Source organism: Sorangium sp. So ce204, assembly GCF_051526795.1.
Classification (GTDB): Bacteria; Myxococcota_A; Polyangia; order Polyangiales; family Polyangiaceae; genus Sorangium; species Sorangium cellulosum_B.
In genome coordinates this window covers 10,279,432-10,305,013 of record NZ_CP150317.1, presented here as the reverse complement: position 1 = coordinate 10,305,013, position 25,582 = coordinate 10,279,432, and the positions used below count along the sequence as shown (strand labels likewise).

Annotated in this window: 17 protein-coding genes; 9 read left to right on the top strand and 8 right to left on the bottom strand. The window is 70.9% G+C overall.

Annotation, left to right across the window (positions count from 1 at the left end):
* Positions 1–103 precede the first annotated feature (103 nt).
* A complete protein-coding gene (locus WMF22_RS38715; RefSeq protein ID WP_438033015.1) occupies positions 104–1,888 on the top strand; it encodes a hypothetical protein in 1,785 nt (594 codons plus the stop codon).
* Between the two features lie 28 nt (positions 1,889–1,916).
* On the opposite strand, the gene WMF22_RS38710 is transcribed toward WMF22_RS38715, so the two are convergent.
* Positions 1,917–2,462 (bottom strand): hypothetical protein, encoded by a 546-nt coding sequence (locus WMF22_RS38710; RefSeq protein ID WP_438033014.1) that lies wholly within the window; start codon positions 2,460–2,462, stop codon positions 1,917–1,919.
* A gap of 256 nt (positions 2,463–2,718) precedes the next feature.
* Here WMF22_RS38710 and WMF22_RS38705 point away from each other — a divergent pair, with 256 nt between their 5' ends.
* Complete coding sequence (locus WMF22_RS38705; protein ID WP_437294969.1) at positions 2,719–5,229, top strand: PAS domain-containing protein; 2,511 nt, start codon at positions 2,719–2,721, stop codon at positions 5,227–5,229.
* Between the two features lie 15 nt (positions 5,230–5,244).
* On the opposite strand, the gene argF is transcribed toward WMF22_RS38705, so the two are convergent.
* The 3 genes from argF to WMF22_RS38690 form a co-directional block, all read right to left on the bottom strand.
* Positions 5,245–6,180: an ornithine carbamoyltransferase gene (gene argF / locus WMF22_RS38700; RefSeq protein ID WP_438033013.1), complete on the bottom strand. Its 936-nt coding sequence runs from the start codon at positions 6,178–6,180 to the stop codon at positions 5,245–5,247.
* Between the two features lie 144 nt (positions 6,181–6,324).
* The gene (gene rtcA / locus WMF22_RS38695) at positions 6,325–7,344 is read right to left on the bottom strand and encodes an RNA 3'-terminal phosphate cyclase (RefSeq protein WP_437294967.1); all 1,020 of its coding nucleotides are present in this window, start codon (positions 7,342–7,344) and stop codon (positions 6,325–6,327) included.
* Between the two features lie 52 nt (positions 7,345–7,396).
* On the bottom strand, positions 7,397–8,623 hold the full coding sequence (locus WMF22_RS38690) for an RtcB family protein (protein WP_437294966.1): 1,227 nt from the start codon (positions 8,621–8,623) through the stop codon (positions 7,397–7,399).
* A gap of 204 nt (positions 8,624–8,827) precedes the next feature.
* On the opposite strand from WMF22_RS38690, the gene rtcR reads away from it, so the two are divergent.
* The 3 genes from rtcR to WMF22_RS38675 all read left to right on the top strand — a co-directional run bounded on the left by rtcR (position 8,828) and on the right by WMF22_RS38675 (position 15,190).
* Positions 8,828–10,480, top strand: coding sequence for an RNA repair transcriptional activator RtcR (rtcR, locus tag WMF22_RS38685; protein ID WP_438033012.1), 1,653 nt, complete (start codon positions 8,828–8,830; stop codon positions 10,478–10,480).
* A gap of 484 nt (positions 10,481–10,964) precedes the next feature.
* On the top strand, positions 10,965–14,117 hold the full coding sequence (locus WMF22_RS38680; protein ID WP_438033011.1) for a hypothetical protein: 3,153 nt from the start codon (positions 10,965–10,967) through the stop codon (positions 14,115–14,117).
* A gap of 14 nt (positions 14,118–14,131) precedes the next feature.
* On the top strand, positions 14,132–15,190 hold the full coding sequence (locus WMF22_RS38675; RefSeq protein ID WP_437294963.1) for a formylglycine-generating enzyme family protein: 1,059 nt from the start codon (positions 14,132–14,134) through the stop codon (positions 15,188–15,190).
* Here WMF22_RS38675 and WMF22_RS38670 read toward each other — a convergent pair.
* On the bottom strand, positions 15,183–15,368 hold the full coding sequence (locus WMF22_RS38670) for a hypothetical protein (RefSeq protein ID WP_438033010.1): 186 nt from the start codon (positions 15,366–15,368) through the stop codon (positions 15,183–15,185). The genes WMF22_RS38675 and WMF22_RS38670 overlap by 8 nt on opposite strands.
* Positions 15,369–15,550: 182 nt before the next feature.
* Here WMF22_RS38670 and WMF22_RS38665 point away from each other — a divergent pair, with 182 nt between their 5' ends.
* From WMF22_RS38665 to WMF22_RS38655, 3 genes are all read left to right on the top strand, one after another.
* A complete protein-coding gene (locus WMF22_RS38665; protein WP_438033009.1) occupies positions 15,551–16,888 on the top strand; it encodes a GDSL-type esterase/lipase family protein in 1,338 nt (445 codons plus the stop codon).
* A gap of 269 nt (positions 16,889–17,157) precedes the next feature.
* Entirely contained in the window at positions 17,158–17,754 is a 597-nt protein-coding gene (locus WMF22_RS38660; protein ID WP_437294961.1) for a TIGR00725 family protein, read from the top strand.
* 72 nt (positions 17,755–17,826) lie between these two features.
* A complete protein-coding gene (locus tag WMF22_RS38655; RefSeq protein WP_438033008.1) occupies positions 17,827–19,605 on the top strand; it encodes a protein kinase domain-containing protein in 1,779 nt (592 codons plus the stop codon).
* Positions 19,606–19,642: 37 nt separating this feature from the next.
* On the opposite strand, the gene WMF22_RS38650 is transcribed toward WMF22_RS38655, so the two are convergent.
* Both WMF22_RS38650 and WMF22_RS38645 read right to left on the bottom strand, forming a co-directional pair.
* Positions 19,643–20,422 (bottom strand): nucleotidyltransferase domain-containing protein, encoded by a 780-nt coding sequence (locus WMF22_RS38650; protein WP_438033007.1) that lies wholly within the window; start codon positions 20,420–20,422, stop codon positions 19,643–19,645.
* Positions 20,419–21,738: a DNA polymerase beta superfamily protein gene (locus WMF22_RS38645; RefSeq protein WP_437294958.1), complete on the bottom strand. Its 1,320-nt coding sequence runs from the start codon at positions 21,736–21,738 to the stop codon at positions 20,419–20,421. Before WMF22_RS38645 ends, WMF22_RS38650 begins: the two co-directional genes overlap by 4 nt.
* A gap of 303 nt (positions 21,739–22,041) precedes the next feature.
* Here WMF22_RS38645 and WMF22_RS38640 point away from each other — a divergent pair, with 303 nt between their 5' ends.
* Positions 22,042–22,962: a transposase gene (locus WMF22_RS38640; RefSeq protein ID WP_437294957.1), complete on the top strand. Its 921-nt coding sequence runs from the start codon at positions 22,042–22,044 to the stop codon at positions 22,960–22,962.
* A 501-nt stretch (positions 22,963–23,463) separates the two neighbouring features.
* Here WMF22_RS38640 and WMF22_RS38635 read toward each other — a convergent pair.
* Positions 23,464–25,008, bottom strand: a complete 1,545-nt coding sequence (locus WMF22_RS38635; RefSeq protein WP_438033006.1) for a hypothetical protein — start codon at positions 25,006–25,008, stop codon at positions 23,464–23,466.
* Positions 25,009–25,582 lie beyond the last annotated feature (574 nt).

The window sequence follows — 25,582 nt, the reverse complement described above, 5'->3', positions numbered from 1 at the left end:
CGCGCGCCGCGACGCAGGAACAACCGTGCTGCATAATTCTCGCCGTGCGGAGATGTGTAATCTCATCCACCCTGGTCTCCTCGGGAGGTGTAGAGTGGTGTTCATGCCGCAAACGCCTTACTTCACGACGCCTCGCCGCCGCGCGGCTCGAGCCGCCGTTTCCTTGTTCCTGTCGCTTGCCCCGCTCGCGGGGGCCGTGCCCGCGAGCGCTGCTGTGGAGCAGCTGGATGGCACGCGCCTGCCCACGGCGGTCAGCGCCAACGAGATTAACCTCGTGACGGGCCGGGGTTTCCCGAGGGACGCCGTCACGCTCGATGGGCTCTTCGGGTACCGGGGAGAGGACATCGATCCCGTGGCCGACGCGAGCACGGAGCCAGGTGTCTTCTCGCCGCTCTGCGGGTTCTCGGGAGAGCTCGTGCTGCGCGGGGGCGGGTGCAAGGTCGCGTTCGGCTGGTACAACGCGAACGCGAGCGGCACGCGCCCGCCGGACAACCAGATCTACGAGCTGATCCCCGCGGACACCTCGACGGCGTTCAATTGCGAGGACAACGACTTCTGCCCGCTGGCCACGATGGAGACCACCCAGGCGGGGCAGCACGACTGGACGCCGCGGCAGTTCTCGGCGGCGGACATCCGGAACGATGCGCGGTACCAGGGTGGCCTGGTCGGCTTCGCGCTGATCGGCAAGGCGGGCACCTACTGCACCCAGACGAAGTTCTCGCAGCGCGAGCTGAACACCGTCTGCACGAGCTGCACGCCGAACGAGCCGTGGGTGACCACGCTGATCTACACGTCGACCGCCGAGCCCGACGCGTTCTATGTCGCCTTCGAGGACCTGCCCGTGACCGCGACGAGCTGGAAGGGGAACCAGGGCGGGTACGAGAACGACGGCGATTTCAACGACTTCGTCTACTACATCACGGGCGTGACCTGCAAAGGCGGCGGCGAGATCTGCGACACGGGCCTGCAGGGCGCGTGCGCCGTGGGCAGGACGGGCTGCGCGACCGAGGGCGAGGTCCAGTGCCTGCCCGTGCTCGAGCCCGGCGAGCAGAAAGAGACCTGCGACAACATCGACAACGACTGCGACGGCGAGGTCGACAACGGCCAGGGGCTCTGCGACGAGGGCTACGTGTGCAACCGCGGGGCGTGCGTGCCGTACTGCGGGCGCGGCGAGGTGGTCTGCGACCCCGGCCTCGTCTGCAACGACGACGGCTTCTGCGTGGAGCAGGCGTGCATCGACAAGGAGTGCACCGGCGGCCAGATCTGCATCGGCGGCAACTGCGTGGGCGGGTGCGACGGCGTCGTCTGCCCCGCGAACCAGGAGTGCCAGCTCGGGCGGTGCGTGGATCTCTGCGCCCACATCGAGTGCGAGGACGGCGCGGTCTGCGAGCGAGGCATCTGCCAGTCCAACTGCGGCTGCCGCACCTGCCCGACCGGCAAGGTGTGCGGGGGCGACGGCCGTTGCGTCGACACCGGCTGCGACGGCAAGACGTGCGCTGCCGGGCAGGTCTGCGTCGCCGGGAGCTGCGCCGACGCGTGCGCGGGCGCCGTCTGCCCCGGCAACGCGCCGTGCGTCAACGGGGTCTGCGGCGAGCCGGTGGTCCACGGCGGCGCCGCCTCCGCCGCGAGCGGAGGGCCGATCGGACCCGACGTGGGGCTCGACGATCCGGTGGATCTGACCACCGGCTCCGGCTCCGGCTCCGGGTCCGGCTCCGGCTCCGGCGGCGCGAGCGGCGGCACGGGCGGCAACAAGCCCGACGCGTCCTGCGCTTGCCGCGCGGGCGCGACCTCGGAGGCCTCGCCGGCCAGGGTCGGCCTGCTCGGGCTCGGTCTCCTGCTGCTCGCCGGCCGCAGGCGCCGCGCGCGCCGCGCCGCGAGCCGCCCGTAGCCGCGCCGTGGCCCGCCGCGCGCCCGCGTCACCCCGCGGAGCGCGCGGCCATCGCCGCGACGAGGCCCCCCACGACGGCCGCCAGGACCCACGCGAGGCGCGCGCCGTACGGTGACGCGGCCGCGGCGCCGGCGGGCAGCGGGAACACCACCGACCGCACCCGCCGGGACTCCGCGTCGACGAGGAGCACGCCGTCGACGTCGAACGCGACGCGGTACTCGAGCAGCTGCCGCCGCGTCGCGGGCGTGTCGATGCGCGGCGCGAGCCGGCCCGTCTTCACCTCGGCGACATACCGCCTGGGGCCGTGCGCCACGAGGTAGTCGGCGCGGAGCCCGACGCTGACCGGCTCGCCGTCGATCTGGACTCCGTACGAGACCGCGACCTGCCGGCCGACGATGGTGTAGCCGAGCTCGCGGAGGAGCGCCTCGGCGCGGGCCTCTCCCGCGGCGCCCTGCTCCCGGCACCGCGAGAGCCGGCGCCGCTGCCATGCGCGCCTCCACGTGAGCCGGAGCGTCTGGACCAACCCGAAGGAGAGCGCCGCGCTGGCCACGGCCAGGAGGAGCTCGGGCGGCATGTCGCGGAAATCCACGCTGCGCGGGTTTGCTCAGGAATCGGGATACCGGGCCAAGTTTTCTGCGCCGGATCGCCTGCGGCTCGGCTGGCGCGCATGTCCACGTGCTCCTATGACAGGGCCGCAAGAGGCATACCGCCTGCTCGTGCTCTTGTGGGGTGGCGCCGTGTTCCAAGAGCGTGCCCGGCTGATCTGGTCAGGGATGCACACCCATCGTCCGCGAGAGTACCCTCATGCTGGAGCCGAGGGTCGTCTGCCTGTGATCGAACACGAGGAGAGGCACCGTTCGCAGATCCGCGCGCTGACCGAGGCCAGCCGCGCGCTCGCGTCGGCGTGTTCGGCGCTCGCGGTTCAAGAGATCGTCCTCTCCGCGGCGGCGCGCCTGAGCGGCTCCGGCAGGGCCGTCCTGATCCTGAACGACGAGGACGGGCGCCCGGTCGTGCGAGCGGCGCTGGGGCTCGATCCGGCGCTGCTCGCCGAGCTCTCTGGCCGCCCGCTCCCGAGCGCCGACGACGGGATAGCGCGAGCGCTGGACGGCGCGGCCCACGTCGCCGCCGCGCCGCTGATCGTCAGCGGCCGTGTCTCTGGCGTGCTCGCGGTCGAGCGCGCCGCCCCGGCCTCCGGCGAGGATGCCTGGCTGATCGAGGCGCTCGCCGACCAGGCCGCGGTCGCGCTCGCAGGCCCCGCCGGCGGCGCCGCGCACGCAGGGGCCAGCGAGCCGCCCGCGCGCCTGGAGGCGGACGTACAGGACGAGCGCTATCGCCTCCTCGGTCGAGCGATCAAGGACCCGATCTGGGACTGGGATGTCCGGACGGACCGGGTCGAGCGCAACGCGACATTTCACGATGTCTTCCGCTACACGCCCGAGCAGACGGCCCCGACCGGCGCGTGGTGGGTGGACCGCGTGCTGCCGGAGGATCGCGACCGCATGGTGCGCGCGCTCGAGGAGCTCCTCCACGGGGACGCCGACACCTGGTCGGCGCAGTACCGCGTCTACCGCGGCGACGGCTCCGTCGCCCGCGTGTTCGATCGCGGCACGGTGCTCCGGGACGCGGGAGGCAAGGCGATCCGCATGGTCGGCGCCTCGGTCGACCTGACCGAGCGGTTCCGGATCGAGAGCGCGCTCCAGGACCGGGAGGATCGGCTCCGGCTGGCCACGTGGGCGGCGGACGTGGGCACGTGGCGAGTCGACCTGGAGACGCGGTACGACACGAGGGACGCGAGCCTGAACCGCATCCTGGGCCTGGACGAGCGCGAGACGACGCAGCCCATCGGCGACTGGCTGACCCGCGTCCACCCGGAAGATCTCGACGCGGTGATCGCCATGCACGAGCGGAGCGTCCGCGAGCGCTGCATCTACGACATCATCCACCGCGTCGTCCGCGCCGACGGGTCGATCCGGTGGGTCCACGATCGCGGGCGCATCGTCGCCGATCGGGACGGCTCCCCGCTGTTCCTGACGGGCGCCGTCGTCGACATCACCGAGCTGAAGCAGCTCGAGCACGAGCGCACGGAGCTGCTCCGCCGCGAGCAGCAGGCGCTCGCCCAGTCGGAGAAGGACCGCCTCCGGGCCGAGGACGCGAACCGCATGAAGGACGAGTTCCTCGCGACGGTCTCCCACGAGCTGCGGACGCCGCTCACGGCGATCCTCGGCTGGGCGCGGCTGATCAAGGACAAGGCCCTCGCCCCGGAGCGCGTCAAGCAGGGCATGGCGTCGATCGAGCGCAACGCCCACGCGCAGGCGCAGATCGTCGACGATATCCTGACGGTCTCCCGGATCATCACGGGCAAGCTGCGGCTCCGCACGATCGCCGTGGATCTCGCCGCGGTCATCGAGGCCGCCGTGGACACCATCACGCCGACGGCGAAGGCGAAGGAGATCGAGATCCGCGTCGAGCCGGGCGAGGGGCTCAGCCACGTGTGCGGCGACCCGGATCGCCTCCAGCAGGTCATGTGGAACCTGCTCTCCAACGCGGTGAAATTCACCCCGAAGCGAGGGCTGGTCGCCGTCCGGGTGGGGAGGAGCGACTCCCAGGTCGCGATCTCGGTCATGGACAACGGCAAGGGCATCGCCACGTCGTTCCTGCCGTATGTGTTCGACCGCTTCCGCCAGGGCGACTCCTCGCCGACGAGGGCTCACGGCGGGCTCGGCCTGGGGCTCGCGATCGTCCGCCACCTCGTCGAGCTGCACGGCGGCACGGTGGAGGCGGAGAGCCCGGGCGAGGGGGCAGGAGCGACGTTCACGGTGACGCTCCCCCTGCCCGCGGCGCCCTCCGCCGCGCACGAGGGGCCGCCGTCCGCGCCGGGGCGCGCCCCGCTGCGGAGCGGGGAGCCGTCGCCGCTCTTCGGCGTTCACGTCCTCGTCGTCGAGGATGAGCCGGACGCCCGGGAGATGCTCGCGTTCTTGCTGGAGGGAGCGGGCGCGCGGGTCACCACGGCCGGCTCTGCGAGCGAGGCCATGAGCATCCTGGAGCGGCTGAGGCCCGATGTCCTGCTCAGCGACATCGGCATGCCGGGGGAGAGCGGCTATGCGCTGATCCACCAGCTCCGCGCGGCGGGCCGGGACGAGATCCGGCGTATCCCCGCCGTGGCCCTGACCGCCTATGCCCGGATCGAGGACCGGAGGAGGGCGCTTTCGGCCGGCTTCCAGAAGCACGTCGCCAAGCCGATCGACCCGGCCGACCTGGTGCAGGTCGTCGCGGACCTCACGGGCCGCTCGAGCGGCGACGGGACCCCCGCCCGCTCCCGGCGCGGCGCCCTCCTCGGTTGACCCCGCGCGCCCGCTCTAGGCCAGCTCGACGCCGAGCAGCCACAGCATGAGCGCCTTCTGCACGTGCAGCCGGTTCTCGGCCTGATCCCACACGCGCGAGCGCGGCCCTTCGAGCGTCTCGTCGTCGATCTCCTCGCCGCGGTGCGCCGGCAGGCAGTGCAGCACGATGGAGTGCTGGGCGGCCTTCGCCATCACCTTGGCGTCCACGGTCCAGCCGGCGAACGCGGCGCGGCGCTTCTCCGCCTCGGCCTCGTGTCCCATGCTCGCCCACACGTCCGTGTTCACCACGTCCGCGCCCGCCGCACCCTCGAGCCGGTCGTGGGTGATCGTGACGTGGCCCGTCTTCCGCGCGCGCTCGACCTCGTCCGCGGGCGGCATGTACCCCTCGGGCCCCGCGAGCACGAGGTGGAAATCGAAGAGCGGCGCCGCCTCGAGCCACGAGCGCGCCATGTTGCTCGCGCAGTCGCCGAGGAACGCGACGCGCCGGCCGGCGATGCCGGTCCTGTCCCCGCTCGCCGCGAGCGCCTCCTGGATCGTGAAGATGTCGCTGAGCACCTGCACCGGGTGGCCGTCGTCCGAGAGCGCGTTGATCACCGGAACGCTCGCCTCCGCCATCTCGAGCAGGCGCGCGGTCGACGAGGTGCGGAACGCGATCGCGTCGCAGTACCGGGCGAGCACGCGCGCCGTGTCGCGGATCGGCTCGCCGCGGGCGAGCTGGCTGCCCTGGGTGCTCAGCACGACCGGCTGGGCGCCGAGCTGCGCGATGCCGACCTCGAACGACACGCGCGTGCGCGTGCTCGCCTTCTCCAGGACGACCGCGACGGCCCGGCCGGCGAGCATCGTCGTGCGCCGCCCTTTCGGCTCCTCCTTCAGGCGAGCGGCGAGCCTGAGCACGCGGTGCGCTTCGGCCAGGGTCGTGTCCGTGATCTTGAGGTAATCGCGCTTCGCCATTGTCCCGCCTTCCGCGTCGCCGCCGTCCGGGCGCGCCGTCGTGCCGCGGGCAGCCCGCGACGCGGGGCGCGCCGTACGCCCGTCGTGATGTGGCACAACCGGGACGCCGCCGTCAATCGGCGGCGGATCCGCCGTGGACCGCGCTCAGCGCCAGATCTCGATCTGCCACGCCGCGTCCGAGATCTGCGCGACCGACGCGCGGATCCCGAGGAGATCTCGGAGCAGCCCGAGGTGGGTCGTCGTGTGGGACGACGGGCGCACGGTCCGGAAGGCGCCGCGGCCCGCGAGGGCGATCGGCAAGAGCAGCTGATCGGCCAGGTGCTCGCCCACGGGGACGCCCGCCGCGAGGTAGTCGCGCGCCTCCTCGGCCGCCTTCGTGGCGATGGACTCCGCGCGCACGCCCTTCGCGCCGAACCCGGTGAAGACCTCGGTCACGTGCTCGCTCTCGACGGCGATGGTGAGCACGTTGCCCGGGCCGTTCCCGCCCCTCAGCACGCTGGGCTTGAAGCAGCCCGGCTCCCAGCCGAGCACCGCCGCCGCCGCGTCGAGCTCGCGCACCGCGATGGCGCCCGGGAGGTTCGACACCGTCGCGACCGCCCGCCGGGCGCGGATCTCCCCGCGCTCGAGGAGCTCGAGCGGCGCGAGCGCGGGCGCCGGCGCGATCGAGACGCGGGCCAGCCCGCCGCCGGCCGGGTAGAAGCCGGGCGTCACGAGCGTCGCGGTGACGTCCGGCCCCATCCTCCGCACGAGCGGCAGGTAGGCGAGGTCCAGGAAGTCGAACGGCGGCGCCAGCGGGTTGTGCGTGCCGCCCTCGAGCGTGAGCGCCGACGGCGCGGGCGCGCGGAGCAGCGCTGGCAGGACGGTCTGCAGCACGAGCGTCGTGCTCCCCGCGCTCCCGACCTGGAACGTGTGCTCGCCGGGGACGATCGCGGTCGGTCGAAACACGATCTCCTGCGAGCCGAGCGCGGCGCCCGACACCTCGGCGCGGCCGATCTGGGCCGCGGCCCGGACCGAGGTCAGGTGTTGCCGCATCAGGCCCGGGCGCGCGCGGCCCTTGCGGATCGAGGTGATGCGGACGGGCGTCTGGGTGATCAGCGAGAGGCCGAGCGTCGTGCGGAGGATCTGGCCCCCTCCCTCTCCGATGGATCCGTCGATGGTCAGCATGGCGGTCGGCTCTCCCCTGGATCAGCGATATCACGGCGCCGGGGCGCGCGGCTCACCCCTTCACGCAGACGACCTGCCGCAGGGTGTGGACGATCTCGACGAGATCCTTCTGCGCCCGCATCACGTCGTCGATCGGCTTGTAGGCCGCCGGCGTCTCGTCGATCACGTCCTCGTCCTTGCGGCACTCGACGCCCGCGGTCGCCGCCTCGTGGTCCGCGACGGAGAAGCGGCGGCGCGCCTCGCCCCGCGACATGACGCGGCCCGCGCCGTGGCTCGAGCTGCAGAAGCTCTCCGGGTTGCCGAGCCCGCGGACGATGAACGAGCGCGCGCCCATGCTGCCCGGGATGATCCCGAGATCACCCGCCTGCGCGCGGACGGCGCCCTTGCGGGTCACGAGCACGTCCTTCCCGTAGTGGTGCTCGCGCGCCACGTAGTTGTGGTGGCAGTTCACCGCCTCCACGGTCGCGTCGAAGGGCGGCAGCTCGCCCGAGCCGCGGAGCGCCTCGACCACCTGCGCCATCATCAGCTCGCGGTTCACCGCCGCGAAGTCCTGCGCCCACGACACCGCCTGCATGTAGTCGTGGAAGTGCCTCGTCCCGTCCGGCAGGTACGCGAGGTCGGCGTCGGGCAGGTTGATGAAGAAGCGCCTCATCTCCTGCTTGGCGAGCTCGATGAAGTAGCTCCCGACCCGGTTGCCGACGCCGCGCGACCCGCTGTGCAGCATGACCCAGACGCGGTCCTCCTCGTCGAGGCAGAGCTCGATGAAGTGGTTGCCGGTCCCGAGCGTGCCGAGGTGCTCGACGGCGTAGCCGCGCCCGATGCGCGGGTGCTTCTCGACGATCTGCCGGTACCGCGGCTCGAGCTCGGCCCACGCCGCGACCTGGGCCGGGGGCGGCGAGCGCCACGCGCCGCGGTCGTTCTTCCCGCCGTTGTCGGTGCGGCCGTGCGGCACCGCGCCCTCGATGGCCGCCCGGAGCCCGCGCAGCGCGTCCGGCAGCTGCGACGCGGAGAGGCTCGTCCGCGCCGCCATCATCCCGCAGCCGATGTCGACGCCCACCGCCGCCGGGATGACCGCGCCGCTCGTCGCGACAACGCTCCCCACGGTCGCGCCGATGCCCTGGTGCGCGTCGGGCATCACGGCGATCCACTTGTGGATGAACGGCAGCGCGGCGAGGTTCTTGAGCTGCGCCTCCGCGGCGGTCTCGAACGGCACGCCGACCGTCCACGCCTTGATGGGCACGCCCGAGTCCGTGGGGATGACGTTGTAGCTTCGCTCCATGGCAAGATCTCCGGTGAGGGGTCGAGCCCTCCGGCGCGCGCCGCGGCTCGCGTCCGCGGCGGGGTCCGTCGGTCTCTGTCGTTCCGTCGCTCTGTCGTTCCTGTGTCTGCGTATCGCACGGCGCGTGCCACTCGAAATCCAGGCGATCACGGGCCGCTGGTCCTGCGGATTAGATGTATGTATAAGATGGTTAGAGAACATTCTATGGCGCGCAAGACGACCGTGGTCCTCGGCATGCTGGGCCCGACGCTGGACACCGGGAAGACGGCGGAGCGCTGGTCGCGCTGGCGCCCGAGCGTGGCGCTGTGCCAGCACGAGGACCTGATCGTCGACCGGTTCGAGCTGCTCTACCAGCGCCGCTTCGAGGGCCTGGCCGAGACGGTGATGGGCGACGTGCGGCGCGCCTCGCCGGAGACGGACATCCGCGGTCACGTGGTCGATGTGGACGATCCGTGGGACTTCGAGGCGGTGTACGGCGCGCTCCTCGACTTCGCGCGGGCGTACCCGTTCGCGCCGGACCGGGAGGACTACCTCGTCCACATCACGACGGGCACGCACGTCGCGCAGATCTGCCTGTTCTTGCTCACGGAGTCGCGGTACTTCCCGGGTCGGCTCATCCAGACGTCGCCGCCGAAGCGCGACCGTGAGGAGCTCGCGGCCGGGTCGTTCACGATCATCGATCTCGACCTCTCGAAGTACGACCGCATCGCGTCGCGGTTCCAGAAGGAGCAGCGCGAGGGGGTGTCGTTCCTGAAGAGCGGCATCGACACGCGCAACGCGGCGTACAACCGGCTGATCGAGCGGATCGAGCACGTGGCGATCGCGTCGCGCGCGCCCATCCTGCTGATGGGCCCGACGGGGGCGGGGAAATCGCAGCTCGCGCGGAAGATCTACGATCTCAAGAAGGGCCGCCGGCAGGTCAGCGGCGACTTCGTGGATCTGAACTGCGCGACGATCCGCGGCGACGGGGCGATGTCGGCGCTGTTCGGGCACACGAAGGGGTCGTTCACGGGGGCGCTCCAGGACCGCCCGGGGCTCCTGCGCAAGGCGCACGAGGGGGTGCTCTTCCTCGACGAGATCGGCGAGCTCGGCGCGGACGAGCAGGCGATGCTGCTGCGGGCGATCGAGGAGAAGGCGTTCTTGCCTGTCGGCTCGGACAGGGAGGTGAGGAGCGAGTTCCAGCTGCTCGCCGGCACGAACCGGGATCTCGCGCTGGAGGTTGTGGCGGGGCGCTTCCGGGAGGACCTCCTGGCGAGGATCAACCTGTGGACCTTCCGGCTCCCGGGCCTGAGGGAGCGGGTGGAGGACATCGCGCCGAACCTCGATTACGAGCTCGACGCCTCGGCGCGGCTGCTCGGCGTGCGGATCACGATGAGCCGCGACGCGCGCGCGCGGTTCCTCGAGTTCGCGACGTCGCGAGAGGCGGTGTGGCCGGGCAACTTCCGGGACTTCAACGCGGCCGTGACGCGGATGGCGACGCTCGCGCCCGGGGGGAGGATCGGGGTGCCGATCGTGGAGGAGGAGATAGGGCGGCTGGTGGAGGCCTGGCGGCGAGCGCCGGCGGCGGGCGGGCGAACGTTCGCCGGGGGCGGCGCGGCGGGGGAGGGGACCGACGGGGACGATCTCGTGGTCGCGGCGCTCGGCGCGCGCCGGGCGGCGGCGCTCGACCCGTTCGACCGGGTGCAGCTCGCCGAGGTGCTGCGGGTGCTGAAGGGCGCGCGGTCGCTGTCGGAGGCGGGACGGGTGCTTTTCGCGGCGTCGCGGGCGAAGAAGAAGAGCGTCAACGACGCGGACCGGCTGCGGAAGTACCTGGCGCGGTTCGACATCGACTGGAGCGAGGTGGCAGGGGGCGCGTAGAGAGGGCTCTCCCTATCACGGGGCCAGGACCGAGCCCCGGACAACGATGTTGCGGCGACGAACCGTCGAGCCCCGCACGCGCCCGATGCGCGACGCTCCCGTGGGCCGCGCCGCGCCGCGGGCCGTGACATGTCACGCCGCGAGCCGTGACATGTCACGCCGCGGGCCGTGACATGTCATGGAGAATGGGCCTCACGGCGCGGCGGGCGGCCCGTCGTCCAGCGCGTGGAGCGCGACGGATCGAGGCCTCTCGCGCTCTCTGCGCCTGGCACATGGAGTGCTACGTGCCAGTCCGAGCGGCCGAGAAACAGCGTTGTTCACAGCGGCCTGTGCTCACGGGATGACAATGGCAAACCACGAGAACATCAATCTACCGGAGCGCATCAGGTTGTGTCCTTCTGCCGCTGGCAGAGGGAGAAGCACGACGAATGACGGTTCAAGGATCCAGGCGCGGCTCTCACGGGCTCTGGCGCTGGCGGCGAGCGTGAGCGTCGTAGCCTGTGGTACGCCGGAGGGGGAGGCCCCCGAGCAGGCCGAGATCTCCACGGCCAAGCAGGCGCTCTTGAACCAGTTCGAGATTGCGCTCGGGTTCCCAGCAGGCTTTTCACAGAGCAACGTCGCCCTCCATGCATCGCAGTCGCTGCGCATCGCCGGCGGGGTCACGCTGCGCGACGTGAACGGCGCGCCAGCGCCCGCGGTGAACGTCGGCACCGGCCTCCTCGAGGTCAACGCCGCGACGAGGACCGGGGCGCTCGTCAGCGGAGGCAATGTCTGGCTCGGGAGTCAGACGGAGGCCACCGGCACGGTCCAGGCGGCAGGCACCATCACCAAGCAAGCCGGCGCAGCGATCGTCGGGACCGAGCTGGCAGCCACGCCTCTCGGCCCGCTCGGGAACCTGCGCTTCACGATCGACTACCCGTCGCTCGTCAGCGTACCGCCCGTCGGACCGGACACGACCTCGTCGCTGGCCCCGGGAGGTTACGCGAGCGTTTCCGTCGGCTCTCGGAGCACCCTGGATCTCAGCTCGGGCACGTACTACCTCGATCAGCTCCAGATGCAGCCTCAGTCGATCGCCCGCCTCGACACGTCGGCCGGCCCGGTGATCGTCTACGTGCGCCAGCTGCTCGACTTCAAAGGGGGCGTTCAGATCGTCGGCCCGGACAGCAGCTTCTTCCTGGCCTACCTCGGGACCGGGACGGTCTCGCTCGAGTCCGCGTTCAACGGGACCATCGTGGCGCCCAGCGCGACCCTGCGCCTCGCGCCCGTCGGGTCGCCCGGACATCGAGGGTCGTTCTTCGGGCAAACGGTCGAGGCCGCCGAGGCGGGCTCCACCATCACGTTCGACCCCTTCGACCACTGGCACGATGTCCTGAACATCCACCCGGTGGTCAAGTGCGTGCGACGCTTCAAGCACCCTGCGGGGGCCGCGCTCTTCGGCTACGAGAACGAGAGCGACTTCCCGGTCACGGTGCCGCTCGGCCCCCAGAACCAGCTCGTCCCCGCGGGAGACGTGGCGCCGCCCACGACGCTCTTGCCCGGGGTGCACGACAAGGTGTTCTTTGCGCCCTTCGACCTGAGCGGCAGCCTCTCGTGGCAGCTCGCCGGAGAGACGGCGACCGCGAGCTCGTCCAGCCCCGCATGCGATCTGGGAGACGCCCCCCCGGAGCCGGAGCCCGCCTCGCCGCCCGCCCTCGTCCCGATCGAGCGCCCGGGCGTGTCGCTCGCGTCCTTGAGCGTGCAGCTCGCGCCGGAGGTGACGACGTCCGCCACGTCCCACCTGGCTTCGGAGGTGTACGGCGACTTCGTGGGCCCGCAGGTGGGCAACACGAGCAACGAGGAGGCTGGCCCCGCCGCCTTCACGTTCACGGTCACCTCGCTCAACTTCGATGAGAGCGAGGTGCTGTGTGGTACGGTCGATCCGTTCGTCGCCAAGCTCGTCATCGACGGCCAGGACATGGGGCAGACGAGCAGCGGCACGGTGCAGGTCGCCCGCGACCGGGCCACGGTCCACGTCTCGGTCGACGTGGACGACGACGATGCATGGTTCTGCCTGGGGGACGACGACCTCCGGGACTACGGGTTCGACGTCGACCTGTACACCGGCGCCACCGGCGCGAACGAGACGTGCATCGACGGCGGCCGCATGTGCTTCACCGCGACGCCGATCGCGAGCCCGGACATCTGCTTCGACTGGAACGCGCAGTTCATCGACTCTGGACCCTGGACCGGCATCGGCAGCGAGGACTACCTTCCCGGCAAGGCGATGCAGCCGGTCCCGGCGAGCTTTGCGCGCTACCAGATCACGATGACGAACTCGACCGGCGTGCTGTTCGACCGCGGCGGCGTGCTCGACGTCAACGGCTGCGTTCCGAGGTCCAAGCTCCCCGTTCGCTCGCACTGGCAGCTGGGCACCGACCTCCAGATCGCGACCCGCGTCATCAGCCAGCACTGCCTGGACCCGTCGGAGACCAACTGCGCCATGAACGGCTCGACGTTCACCGGGGCCAACGTCGTCGTGCGGCAGACCGGGCAGAGCGGCCCGGCCTCCATGTGCGCGATCTACGCGGAGGACGTCGGGAGCGTCACCGACGCGACGTGCTCGGCCCGTCCGATCGATTGGCCCACGATGCCCCCGGCGCCCCTCCGCCCGGTCTTCGTCGAGCACAACTCGATCACCCGAGCCGGCGCGGCGATCAGCCAGATGCTCAAACGTGAACACGAGAGCGATGGCGAGCTCGGCATCAAACGCGCCATGATCTTGAATCGCTACGAGGGTAATGGTCGAGTCGAGATCGTCGTCGACGAATATTGCGAGATCGACGACCCCTGCACGGGGGAGCCCCTCCTGACGAGCTGCAGGAGCCAGGACACGTTGTTCCTCGAGCCAGATGGACTGGCCGCTTCGTCGACCCGCTTCAAGTACGTCGTCGCGCACGAGTTCGGTCACTTCATTCAGGGCAGCGGTCAAGGGCTGATGAGGCCGGAGTACGGCTGCGCGGGCGACGCCGACCAGCCCCCGCTCTGCCGCTGCGATGGCGTCCCCCCCGATCAGCGGCTCCATTGCCTGCAATCGCTGGAGGAGCCGAACGCCGCGCAGGTCGAGGGGTTTGCTCAGTACTTCGCGGCCAAGGCCTTCAACGCCGACATGGAATCGGACTGCACGTTCGTTTACTACAAGCCGATATCGAACACGGCGTGCATGCCGGGCGTGACCGATTGCGAGCAGGACCCGGACACCGGGCTCTACATCAATCAGCCGCCGATCCCGGTGAGCTGCAAGCAGGCCGTCCGGTGGCGCAACACGCACTGCATTGATCAGAGCTCGTCCCCCGACCTCCTCTCGTTCGGCACCGAGTACGACTGGCTGGAGTTCCTCTACGGGGTCGACAACCATCCGACGCCGGAGCTGCGCTGGAGGATGAAGGATCTCTTCGACGCCTACGTCGCCGCGTGCAGTGAATCGGTAGAGAACATCGAATCTTGCAAGGGAAAGCGCGTCAGCTGGAATGGCGGACTGGGCCACGAGAGCCTGCTCGGCGGCGTCGCCTTGCTCGTGACGGAGGGGTTCAAGACTCAGCCCGCAGCGGATCGATTCGAAGTCGTGGGTGCGGACCTCGGGGTCAGCGACGAGCCATGAATACAAGCGGTTCGATGACGTGCGCGATCGGTGTCGCTCTCTGGGCTCTCCTGATCGTCCCCCTCGGCTGCCAGCCCGAGGCGGAGCGCCAGGAGCCCTCTGTCGTCCCGGCCAGCAACGTGGATCCGGCCGGTCCGGAGGTGGCTGGCTGGGAAGCCGCCTCCGCCGATGGATCCGTGTGTCGCCATCCGGCGGTGGTGGCCGAGTGCGCGGATGGTTGGTGTCGCATTCCGCCGGGCTGCTTCATCATGGGCTCGCCAGAGAGCGAGCTCTGGCGTGGTGAGAGCTCCGAGATCCCAAGGGCGGTCACGCTCGAGCGCGGGTTCGAGATCGGGCAGTTCGAGCTGACGCGCAAGCAGTGGTCGGAGCTCGTCAGCGTCATGCCGGAGAAGCCGGAGAAGGTGCAGGAAGGTCCGGTGACCTGCAAGGACGACGCGTGCCCGCTCCGCTATGCGACGTGGTTCGAAGCCCTGCTCTTCGCGAACCTGCTCTCCGCACGTCACGAACCGCCGCTCGCGCCCTGCTTCGAGCTCTCCGAATGTCAAGGCGAGCTGGGCCGCGGCGTGATCTGCGGTCGCGTGGAGCTCACGGGCGACGCGACGAGCGTCTACGAGTGCGAGGGCTACCGCCTGCCAACGGAGGCAGAATGGGAGTACGCCGCGCGCGCGGGGACGAGGACGGCATACTACGGAGGTGACATCACCGGAGCGAATCCGGATGCGCGCTACGACCCCGAGCCGAGCCTCGAGCCCATCGCATGGTATGACGTGAATTCGGGAGGGCGTACGCACCCCGTGGGGACGAAGCGGCCCAACCGCTGGCTCCTGTTCGACATGCTCGGCAACGTCTTCGAATGGACCAGCGATCGACCCGTCTTTCACGACGCCGAGGGGCCCGTGACGAACCCTGCCACGGAGATCGCGCTGAGGACCGACGCGGCCGATCTCCGCGTGGCTCGGGGTGGCAACGCCGCGGGCTCGCGGGATATGCTGCGAGTGGCCGGCCAGAATTACCCCGCCTCGGACGCGGTGTCCCGAGGCGTCGGCTTCCGTCTCGTCCGAACCATCAAGTGAGGCTCAGCCCGCCGGGCGCCTCGTGGCGGAGGGCCTCGTCGGGCTGGGCGTCGGCGGCCGCGAGCCGCCGCCGGTACAGCGCGACTCGCGCTGCGGGCACCTGCCCGAACGGTTGATCCCGACCGTGGGCACCGCCCGTCGCGAGGACCTGCCGTGCCCCCGTCGCGACGGGTAACATCTCTGAATATTTACCGTTTCAGTTGACAGTTTCGCTCGCCGAGGCACTTTCCTTAGCTGCCGCGTTTCGTGGCGCATCGAGCTTGACTTTACCGGTTCATTTGTCGGCATGGTTCGATGACGGAGGTGGTTGATCGTGGCGCCGAACTGCCCCAGAGTGCCCGGCGCTGGAGGTCAGTTGCGATGGCTTTGCGTTTATTTCACCGGTCACCTTTCCTGGTTCTCGCGCTGGGGGCGGCTCTGCTCCTGCCGGCCTGCGCGGACGACGACGGCGGCGGCTCGTCGGCGAGCTCCGGGGGCACGGGCGGCTCGTCGGCGAGCTCCGGGGGCTCCGGGAGCACCACCGCGCAGGGCTCGGGCGGCGCGGGCGGTGGTACGGGCGGCGCCGGGGACACGGGGGGCGGCGGCACCGGGGGCGGCGGCGGCGGTGGCGGCGGCACGGGCGGCGGCGGCGGCACCGGCGGCGGCGCGGGCGCGCAGGGGATCGTGCCCAATCCCATCATCTCTCGCGGCAAGCCGGCCTTCGCCTCGGCGGGGACGGCGTCGGTGATCAACGACGGCAAGTACAGGTCGGCAGGGACCTGGATCGCGGGCAAGCCCACCTCGGCCGCGCCCGCCTGGGTCGCCATCCAGGTCGGCACCGGGTACGAGCGGCTGCTCCTGAGCTGGACGGCCTCGTACAACTACAACTACACGGACGTGCAATACGGGGCGCCGGGCGCCTACCGCGTGGAGACGTCGAGCGACTCGACGAACGGCTCGGACGGCACCTGGACCCAGGTCGCGGAGGTGACCGACAACCCGGTCCGCACGCGCGCCCACAGCTTCGATTTCGGCGGCAAGAGCTGGGTCCGGCTCGTCGTGACCGCGGCCCCCGCGACGACCGACGACACCGGCGTGCAGCTCGACGAGATCGACGTGCACGACATCTCGAAGGGCGCGGAGGACACGTGGTTCTTCCTCGGCGACAGCATCACGGCGTACGCCTACGACCGCGACACCCCGGCCACGCAGCCGAGCTTCGCCGAGAACGTGCACGCGGCGCACCCGGCCCACTATCCGGCGATGATCAACGGCGGCATCGGGAGCGAGCTCACGAAGAGCAGCGACAAGCCCAGCGCGCTCGATCGCATCGATGACGTGCTGGAGCTGAACCCCGACTTCCACTACTTCGCCATCGGTTACGGCACCAACGACTCCTGGGGCCAGACCGACCCGAGCACCTTCAAGGCGAACCTGCAGCAGATCATCGACAAGATCGAGGCAGCGGGCCGCGTCCCGGTGCTCGCGCACATCCCGTTCTCGCCGGACGGCAACCACGACGCGGTCCCTGTGTTCAACGAGGCGATCGACGCCCTGACGCAGGAGAACGGCCTCCCTCCTGGGCCGGATCTGTATACGTGGTTCAAGGACCACCCCGACCGGTTCACCGACAAGGTGCACCCGGATCCCGCCGGGCGGGTGGCCATGAACAAGCTCTGGGCCGACGCCGTGGACGGCCTCTACCCGGCCCAGCGGTAGCGCGACAAGACGCCGGGCGACACGCGACCACGCGAGCACGCGACCACACGCGCCGTCGGCGCCGGCGCGAGCCTTGACGCCACGCGGCCGCGGGGGCTAGCTCGATCGGGGGCACGAACGGCGGCCCGGGGAGCAGCGCCCTCGGGAGGGCTCGGCCGGCCCGCGCCCTCCAGGGTGGAGCACCTGGTTCGGGATGAACGATCAGCCCAAGCTGGGCGATCGGCTCATCGGCCGGCTGAAGAAGTAGCGGGCGCCGGAGCGGAGCCGTGATGGACGACGATCGGGACGAGCGAGAAGAGGAGGACACGAAGCGGGACATCGCTCCCTACGTGCCGCGCCGCCCCGTGATGGCGGTGATCGGCAACGGCCTCGCGGTGGACGCGGCGACCGAGGTTGTGTGCGTCGAGCTCGGGCGGCGCGCCGTGGAGGCGGGGTTCCGGCTGGTCACCGGGGGGCTGGGGGGCGTCATGGCCGCCGTGTCGCGCGGCGGGCGCGCGGCGACGACGTGGCGCGACGGCGATATCCTGGGGATCCTGCCAGGGTACGAGGCGTCCACGGCCAACCCGTACGTGGACATCGTCGTCCCGACCGGCATGCAGATCGGGCGCAATATCCTGGTCGTCGCCATGGCCGACGTGGTCGTTGTCGTCGGCGGCGGCGCGGGCACGCTGAGCGAGATCGCCGTCGCCTGGCAGCTCGGCAAGCCGGTGCTCGCGCTCGCGGCGAGCGGGGGCTGGGCGAGGCAGCTCGCCGGGGGGCGCGTGGACGACCGGCGCTCGGATCGGATCCTGTCGGTCGCGAGCGCGGAAGAGGCGGTGGCGACGGCGTGGGAGACGGCGGGCCGCGGCCGCGGCCGGGGGGCGTGACAGGGCGCCGCGCGCGCGGCGCGGCCTCCGCGCGGGCCGGCCGCGCGGCAGCCCGTGCTAGCCTCCGCGCCGATGTCGGAAGCGGAAGAGGATGAGATCCAGCGGCTGAGAGCCCGCGTCGGGACGATCCTCCACGGAAAATGGCGGATTGACGCGCTGATCGGGGCGGGGGGGATGGCGGCCGTCTACGCGGCCACCCACCACGTGGGGCACCGCGTGGCCATCAAGATCCTGCACCCGGAGGGCGCCGTGTCCCGGGAGCTCCGCGCCCGCTTCGAGCAGGAGGCGCTCGCCGCGGCGCGGCTCGGGCACCCGGCCGCGGTGCAGGTCCACGACATCGACGTGACCGAGCGCGGAGAGCCGTTCCTTGTCATGGAGCTGCTCGACGGCGAGAGCCTCCGCGAGCGCGTGTTGCGGCTCGGTGCGATCGATTCGATCGAGCTCCTCGCCCACATGGACACGCTCCTCGAGGTCATCAAGGCGGCGCACGACGCCGGGATCGTCCATCGGGACATCAAGCCCGACAACCTCTTCGTGACCCGCGATGGGCGGCTCAAGGTGCTCGATTTCGGGATCGCGCGCATGAAGCAGGGCGGCTCGGGGCTGAAGACGCGGACGGGAGCGGTGCTGGGCACGACGAGCTACATGGCGCCCGAGCAGATCCTGGGGAGGAACGTGGACGGGCGGGCCGACCTCTACGCGGTGGGCGCGACGATGTTCACCGTCCTCGCGAACCGTCGAGTCCACGACGACGATGGGCTCACCGAGGGAGAGCTCCTCGTGAAGCGGGGCACGACGCCGGCTCCTCCGCTGTCGACGGTGGCGCCGGGCGTGGATCCGCGGGTCGCGCGCGTCGTGGACCGCGCGCTCGCCTTCCAGGTCGAGCGGCGCTACCCGGACGCGCAAACGATGCTCGCCGACGTGCGCGCGCTGCGACGGGGCGAGGAGCCGCCCTTCGCGACGGGGGAGCTGGCCAGGATGGACGAGCGCACGCGCGCGTACGGCCGGGCCATCCCCGACGGGCCGCCGGTGGGGGCGCAGTTCCCGAGCGCGAGCCCGCCGGGGGGGGTGATGCCGGCGGCGGTGGCCGCCTCGACGGGGGCTCCTCCGGGGCAGCCTTATCCGTGGGCGGCGGGGGCGGGGGCCGCGCTCCGGGGGCGGGGGCCGCGCGCGCCGGGAGCGACGCAGATGGCCGTCGTCGGCGGGGTGGGGGTGCTCCTCTTCTGCGTGGGAGTCGGCATGGTGCTGCTGCTCTGGCCCTCCCGCGACCAGGGCGCCGCCGACGCTGGCGACAGCGGCGCGCCGGTGTCCCTCCCAGATGTCGCGCGGGCCCGGAGCGCTGCGGCGCTCGCGGTCGACCCCGCCGGCTGCCCGCCGGGCGTGCCTTGCACCTGCCCGGGCGGCAGTCCTGGAAACGTGCCGGCGAGCTGCCTGCTGACGTGCGGCGACGCGCCCGGCTGCAAGCCGAGCTGCTCCGATCGAGAGAGCTGCGCGAGCCACTGCGCCGGTGACTGCCAGTCTTCCTGCGCGAGGAGCACGGGGTGCAGCACGACGTGCGCCGACGGCTGCTCCACCGAGTGCCGCAACGCGGAGACGTGCCAGGTCACCTGCGGCGCGGGGTGCTCGATCACCTGCGAGGACGTGAACAAGTGCGCCCACGTCGTGGGCGACAGGAGCGTCGTGAGGTGCAATCGGGTCGGAGGGTGCCAGGTGATGTGCATGGGCTCGTGCGCGGTGACGTGCTCCAATGCCGGGGGAGGATGCCCGGTGACCTGCGTGGGGCAGGGGCCCGCGGTGAAGTGCGGCGACGGCCGCAAGGCGTGCGGGGACGGCTGCTCGCTGCCGCGGTGAGACCGGGCTGGCCGGGCATGCGAGCCCTCGCCGCGCCTCAGAGCCGCGCCTTGCGCAGCGCGAGCAGCCAGTCGTTGAGCTCTCCCTGGTTGGGCGGCTCCTCCGGCAGCACGGCGTGGTCGCGGGCCGCCTCGAGGGTCGTGAAGGCGCGGGCGATCTGCTCGGCCCAGCGCTCGGCGACGTCGGGCGCGAGCGGCGCCTGCTCCCCGGCCCGCTTGGCCTCGACCAGCTCGCGCGCGGCGCTGAAACCGTAGAGATCGAGGAGCGAGGTGACGTCGGTTACGATCTCGCCCGTCCGGAGGGCGTGGGCGCCGGTCAACGTGGTCCGGAGGACGTAGAGGAGCTTCTTCGCCGACGCGCGGCCTCCCGCTTCCCAGGCCCGGAGCTGGCTCGTGGCGAAGCCGACGTAGTGGCGGAAGATCCGGCGCGAGAGCGCGGCGGCGACGAGCGGGCGAAGCGAGGCGAGGTCGGGATCGACGTGGAGCTGGAGGGGGCCGAGGATCCGCTCGATGTAGTTGCCGTTGCCCTGGAGGACGCCGATGAGGACGGGGTGGAGCTCGTTCGACGTGTAGTCGATCTCGACGCCGTCGATGACCTGCATCCGCTCGGGGCTCGCGTTGCTGCGGTGGAGGCCGAGCAGCTTCTCGGTCGGCTCGACGTGGACCGCCTTGAGGTCGAGGTCGCTGTCCGGCGAGGGGAACCCGTACGCGTGGGCGCCGCTGAGGGCGATGACGAGGTGCGAACGCTTGGCCTCCTCCTCGGCGATGACGCGCGCCGCCACCTCCTGCTGCTTTGCTTCGAGCACCTGGGGGTTCATCGGTCGTCCTTTCTCTCCTCGTTGCCGGGCGTGGGGTCGTTGCCGGGCGTGGGGGCCGCGTCTCCGTCGTCCCAGGTTGCGACAGGCGCGGGGGGAGCGTCCTTGCCGAGGGGGCCGGGCTCCGCCGCGAGGTGCCGGCGGGCGATCTCCTGGCGGACCCGCCGGAGGAGCACGTCGGCGCGGGGCACGTCGGGGTGCGGCGGCAACCTGGTTGCGAGCCGCGCGGCCTCCAGCTCGGGCGTCATCGCCTCGGCGAGCTCGATCGTGCGATCGAGCGGCCAGGCGCCGCTCTTGATGGCGAGGAGCGTCTCGCGGAGATCGCCCTGCACGACCAGGTCGACCTCGCCGTCGCGCAGCCAGCGGATGGCGGTCGCGATCAGGCGAACCAGGTTGTAGGCGTTCTTGGGGCGGAGGTCGCGCGAGAGGTCGAGCGACGTCCTGTCCGCCCGGGCGAAGGCCGCGAGCGAGGCGAAGTCGCGCGCGGGCAGCAGGCCCTGGTCGTGGAGGGAGCGGTAGAGCTGCTTGATGTACTCCTTCGCCTGGAGCTCCCTGTCGGCCTCGGTCGGCGCGGCGCGCGGGCTGACGGCGGCGAGCTTCCGGGCGACGTCGTCGAGCGACATCGCGGGGTCGTTCGCGAGCCAGTCGAGCACGCGCTCCCGGTGCTCGGCCAGCCGGTGCGCCTGCGAGAGCCGCTTGAGCTGCGAGAGCGCGTAGCGGCCGAAGCTGCCGTAGATGGCCGAGGAGACGAACGCGCCGCGCGCCTCGAGGATCCAGGCGCCGATCTCGTCGCGCGCCTCGGCGGTGCGGACGAAGAGCAGCTCGAGGGTGTTCGGGTCGGCGCGCAGGGCCTGCCGGATGGCCTTTTCGACCTCCCAGTACGAGGCGCTGCCGTCGGCGCTCACGAGGTCCCGCGGCGGCTCGGCGAGGCCCGTGGTCCAGGGGAAGGGGAGGGCGAAGACGCCGCGCCGATCGGTGTCGGACCCCTCGTTCGCGAGCCCCCACGCGCGCGACCCCACGACGGCCTCGAGGACGACGGCGGGGAGGAGCGCGTCCCAGGCGGCGCTGCGCCGCTCCGCGTGCCGCACCTGGCCGGTCTTGCGCGGGACGAGCTCGTCCCGGCGGTAGCGGACGACGCCCACGCCGACGAGCATCACGTCGAGCTCGGCGCCCGCCGAGCCGACGACGCGCCCGATGGCGCCCTGCGGGACGCGGCGCTCCCCGAGGACGCGGTCGACCCGGGTTGTCACCTCGGTGCCGTGGGGCAGAGGGACGGCGAGCGGATCGAGGTGGGTGAGGCCGCGCAGGCGGAGCTCCATGCGAGGACGCTACCATGACGGTGACGACCCGACCCAGGTTGGGAGCGACCGACCGACCCGGATCCGACCCAGGTTGGTGACGCGCCGGGTCCGACCCAGGTTGGCGGTGGGCCAGGTTGGCAGACCGAGGTTGGCGTCCCGATCTGGGTCGGACTAACCGCAACCCAGGTCGGGCTAGGAGTAGTCGCAACAGCTCCAGCTCGGGTGGCGGACCGCCAGGCGGCCGCCACCCACGAAGCTTGGTCGAGCCGCGAAATGATTGATGGAAATCCCTGGCACGGCGCTTGTCTTATTGCGCCTGTCATGAGCCAGCCCCGCGAGATCGTTGCCGGAGCCACCTACCTCATCACCCGTCGCGTCCTGCGCCGGCACCTGCTCTTCCGCCCGGATGCGGCAATCACCCAGCTCTTGGTCTACGTCCTCGCGGTGTCGACCCGCCGTTACGACATCGAGGTCCATGCGCTCTGCGCCATGTCAACGCATCTGCACCTGGTCGTGACCGACTCGAGGGGCGTCCTGCCGCGGTTCTTGCAATTCTTCCATCGCATCGTCGCGCTCGGCACGAAGGTGCTTCGCGGGTGGGAAGGCCCGGTATGGGACCACGAGGCCACGAGCGTGGTGCGGCTGCTGACGCGCGCAGCGGTGGTGGAGAAGATTGCTTATGTCATGGCGAATCCTGTTGCCGCTGGTCTGGTGCAGCATGCGCGCGAGTGGCCGGGCGCCAAGGTGGATGTGGACGAGCTCGGTCGCGGCGTGCTGCGCGCGGCACGCCCTTCGGTGTATCTCGACCCGGAAAACCCCCAGTGGCCCGAGGAAGCGACGGTCTCGCTCGCGCTGCCCCCGGCCATCGAGCAGGACAGCGCGGAGGGCTTTCGCCAGGACGTCTCTGCCGAGCTCGAGCGACACGAAGCGCGGGCCCACGCGGAGGTGCAGCGGCGAGGGCATCGCTTCTTGGGCGCCGAGGGGGCCGGCAAGGTGTCCCCTTACGAGCGCGTGACGAGCTTCGAGCCGCTGCGCGACGGCAATCCGACGTTTGCGGTGGGTCGCGAGCAGGGAGATGCGTGGCGAATCGCTGGTGCCGCTGTGCGTGCGTTTCGAGCGTCGTACCGTGCGGCACTGGAGCGATGGCGTGCCGGCGTACGCAGCGCTGTATTCCCCGCGGGGACGTGGTGGATGCGCACGTTTCACGGCGCCAGCGTGGCCGGCGTCGTGCTCACAGTGTAGAGCCACAGCGGTGGGGCGCCGCAGGGAGGTGGGCAGCACGGGCGAGGGCACCAGTGCCTTGTCGTTGGGCGCCTCCGTATGGGGACGGTGTGTGGGCGGCAGATCGTTGTGCGGCGTTGTGCGCAATAGGATGTGCTGAGACGATGCCGCTCCGAATGCGTATGAGTGGGTCCGGAGGGGTTGCGGTCGGCTCTGCGTGATCGAACGGGGAGCTTCGTACCGGAAAACGAACATAGCGATTAGCCCAGCTTGGCTTTAAGCTCGCCTAGCCGGGGTTCGATCGTGCCACGAATAGAATTCAGCTCGGCTGAAATTGCTGCGTTGCCGGCCGCAGATCAACCCGGGTCCGGCGGGTAGGCTCGCAACCTGGGTCGGGTCGCCCGCAACCTGGGTCGGGTCGCCCGCAACCTGGGTCGGGTCGCCCGCAACCTGGGTCGGAGTGGGTTGCCGCAACCTGGGTCAGGTCGCCGGCGCACCGGTCGGGTCTACCCGATCTGGCCATCACCGTTCGATCAGCAGCACCGGGCTGCCCGAGAGGGCGAGCGTCGCCTTGCCGCCGTTCGCGTCGGCGGAGGTCTTCGCGCCGTCCCACGCGTGGACCTCGAACCCCGTTGCCGTCGCGAGCTCGACGCTCGCGGACGCGTCCTCCGTGCTGCTCGCCGTCACGGCCCAGAGGGCGATCCGGCGCTTGCCGTCCTTCGTGAACACGGCGCCCCGAGCGCCCCCCGGCAGCGCGAGCGCCCTGGTCGCGCTGTCATCGTAGGACGCGCCGAAAAGGACCTCGTTGAGAGTGGTATACGCCTTGCCGAGGTCGGTCTTCGTCGCCTCATCCACGCTGGCGAGGGCGCCGACGTCGTTGTAGAGACCCATGTGCGCGAACACGTCGTCGCTCCCGTCCTCGCCGTTCGATAGAATGAACCAGTCGACGCCGCCGACGCCGTGCGCCTGCGCCATGGTCATCATCTTGATGAGGTAGTTCCGCGCGTACTCCGGGCTCCCCACCTCCGGGTACTCCGGCGTCGGCGCGAGCGGCGCGCCATTCTCCGAGACATTCCACCCCTGCACCTCCGCCGCGGCGTCGGCGAGCGTCGCGGCGAAAGCGTCCTTCGACGCGAGGAAATCGTCGACGGACGCATCCGAGCTCTTCGGGCTGAAGATCGGGTAATAGTGAAAATCGAGCACGTCGATGTAGGCGCCGCCCTTCTCCGGGTAATCTGGCGTGACCGCCCCCCCGTCGGGGTTGTCGGTGTAGCGCAGGATCGCCGAGAGGAACGAGGGGTATCCGATGCCCCCCGTCGCGATCCGCGCGTCCGGATCCGCCTTGCGCGCGGCCTCCTTCGTGACGCGTAGCATTCGTATATAATCGAATATCGATCCATTGAACCGGGGGAGATCGGCGGCCTTCGGCGGTTCGGTCCTCCAGGTCTCCGTGACGCGCCAGTCAGCCACCCAATCGGGCTCGTTCCACACGTGCCACAGCTTGACCCAGGGCTTGTAGGTGTCGACGGTCCGGTACACGTAAGAGGCCCACGCATTGCCCGGATTCACCGTTCCATCGGCCGAGAAGATCGGCTCGTAAAGGCTCTTCGGGATATAGTACTCGTTCTGCCAGTCCTCCGCGTCGGCCGGCGCCACCGTCAGATCGACCGACTCGGAGCCGATGAGAAACCCGATATGGTCCGCCATGCCCAGGGATGCGTACGATTGAATGTCCCCGACTTCGATCTCGTATCCCCACCTCGCGAAATGGGCCGCTGGCATCTTGATGCGGAGGCTGCGGACGCCTGCTCGCGCCGCGAGCGTGGCCTCCTTGTCGTCGCCCCAGTCCGCGTTGCGGTGGCCGAGGTTGGCGCCATAGCGAAACGCGTGAGGGAGCCAGCCGCTCCCGCCGTTTCCCCCGTCCCCCCCGCTCCCCCCGTATCCCGCGCTTCCGCCTCCCCCGGAGCTGATGTCGCCGCCGCCCGACTCCTCGTACCCCGGCGAGTCGTCCCCCGAACCACACGCAACGACAGCTGAAGCGCACAGCAGAACGGACCATCGATGCATGAACATTCCTCCTCCAGGTAGATCCCGGGAGGCCAGCGTAAGGGAGTTTCGCGTCCAATATCAGGAAATCTGCGAAGCAGATTGCACTGTGCTCGCCCAGAGGGCCGTTCGCCCGCTCTACAGCGGCGGGCACGGCGAGGCCGAGGAGAGCGCTCTCGCTGCCGGTGTCCGTGGGCGAGGTGCAGGAGCGCGAGGTGCTCGCCTGTCTGGCTCGCGCCGTGGCGCAGGTTGGCGATCCTGGCTGACGCAAGCGCGTCTCCCACCGGGCGCGCAGCGCGCCGGTGGGGCTTTGCTCGATCGCGCAGGAAATTGCGCGTGCGTGTCTTCCAGCCCGCTCGGCCGGTCCTGCGGTGGCCGAGCGAGAATGCCCGCTCTGCTCAGCGGTTCATGGGCCTCGAGGCGAGACAGGGCACACCTTCGCGGCTGGCACATCGCTTGCCATGGTGTCCAGACAGATGTGACCGACGGCAGAGAGGAATCGAACATGGCCGACGACTGATCGAACGATTCCAGGACCTCACGTCGGGAGAGGGCCTCGCCGAGATCCAGCTCGGCGCAGGCGTCCTCGATGTCG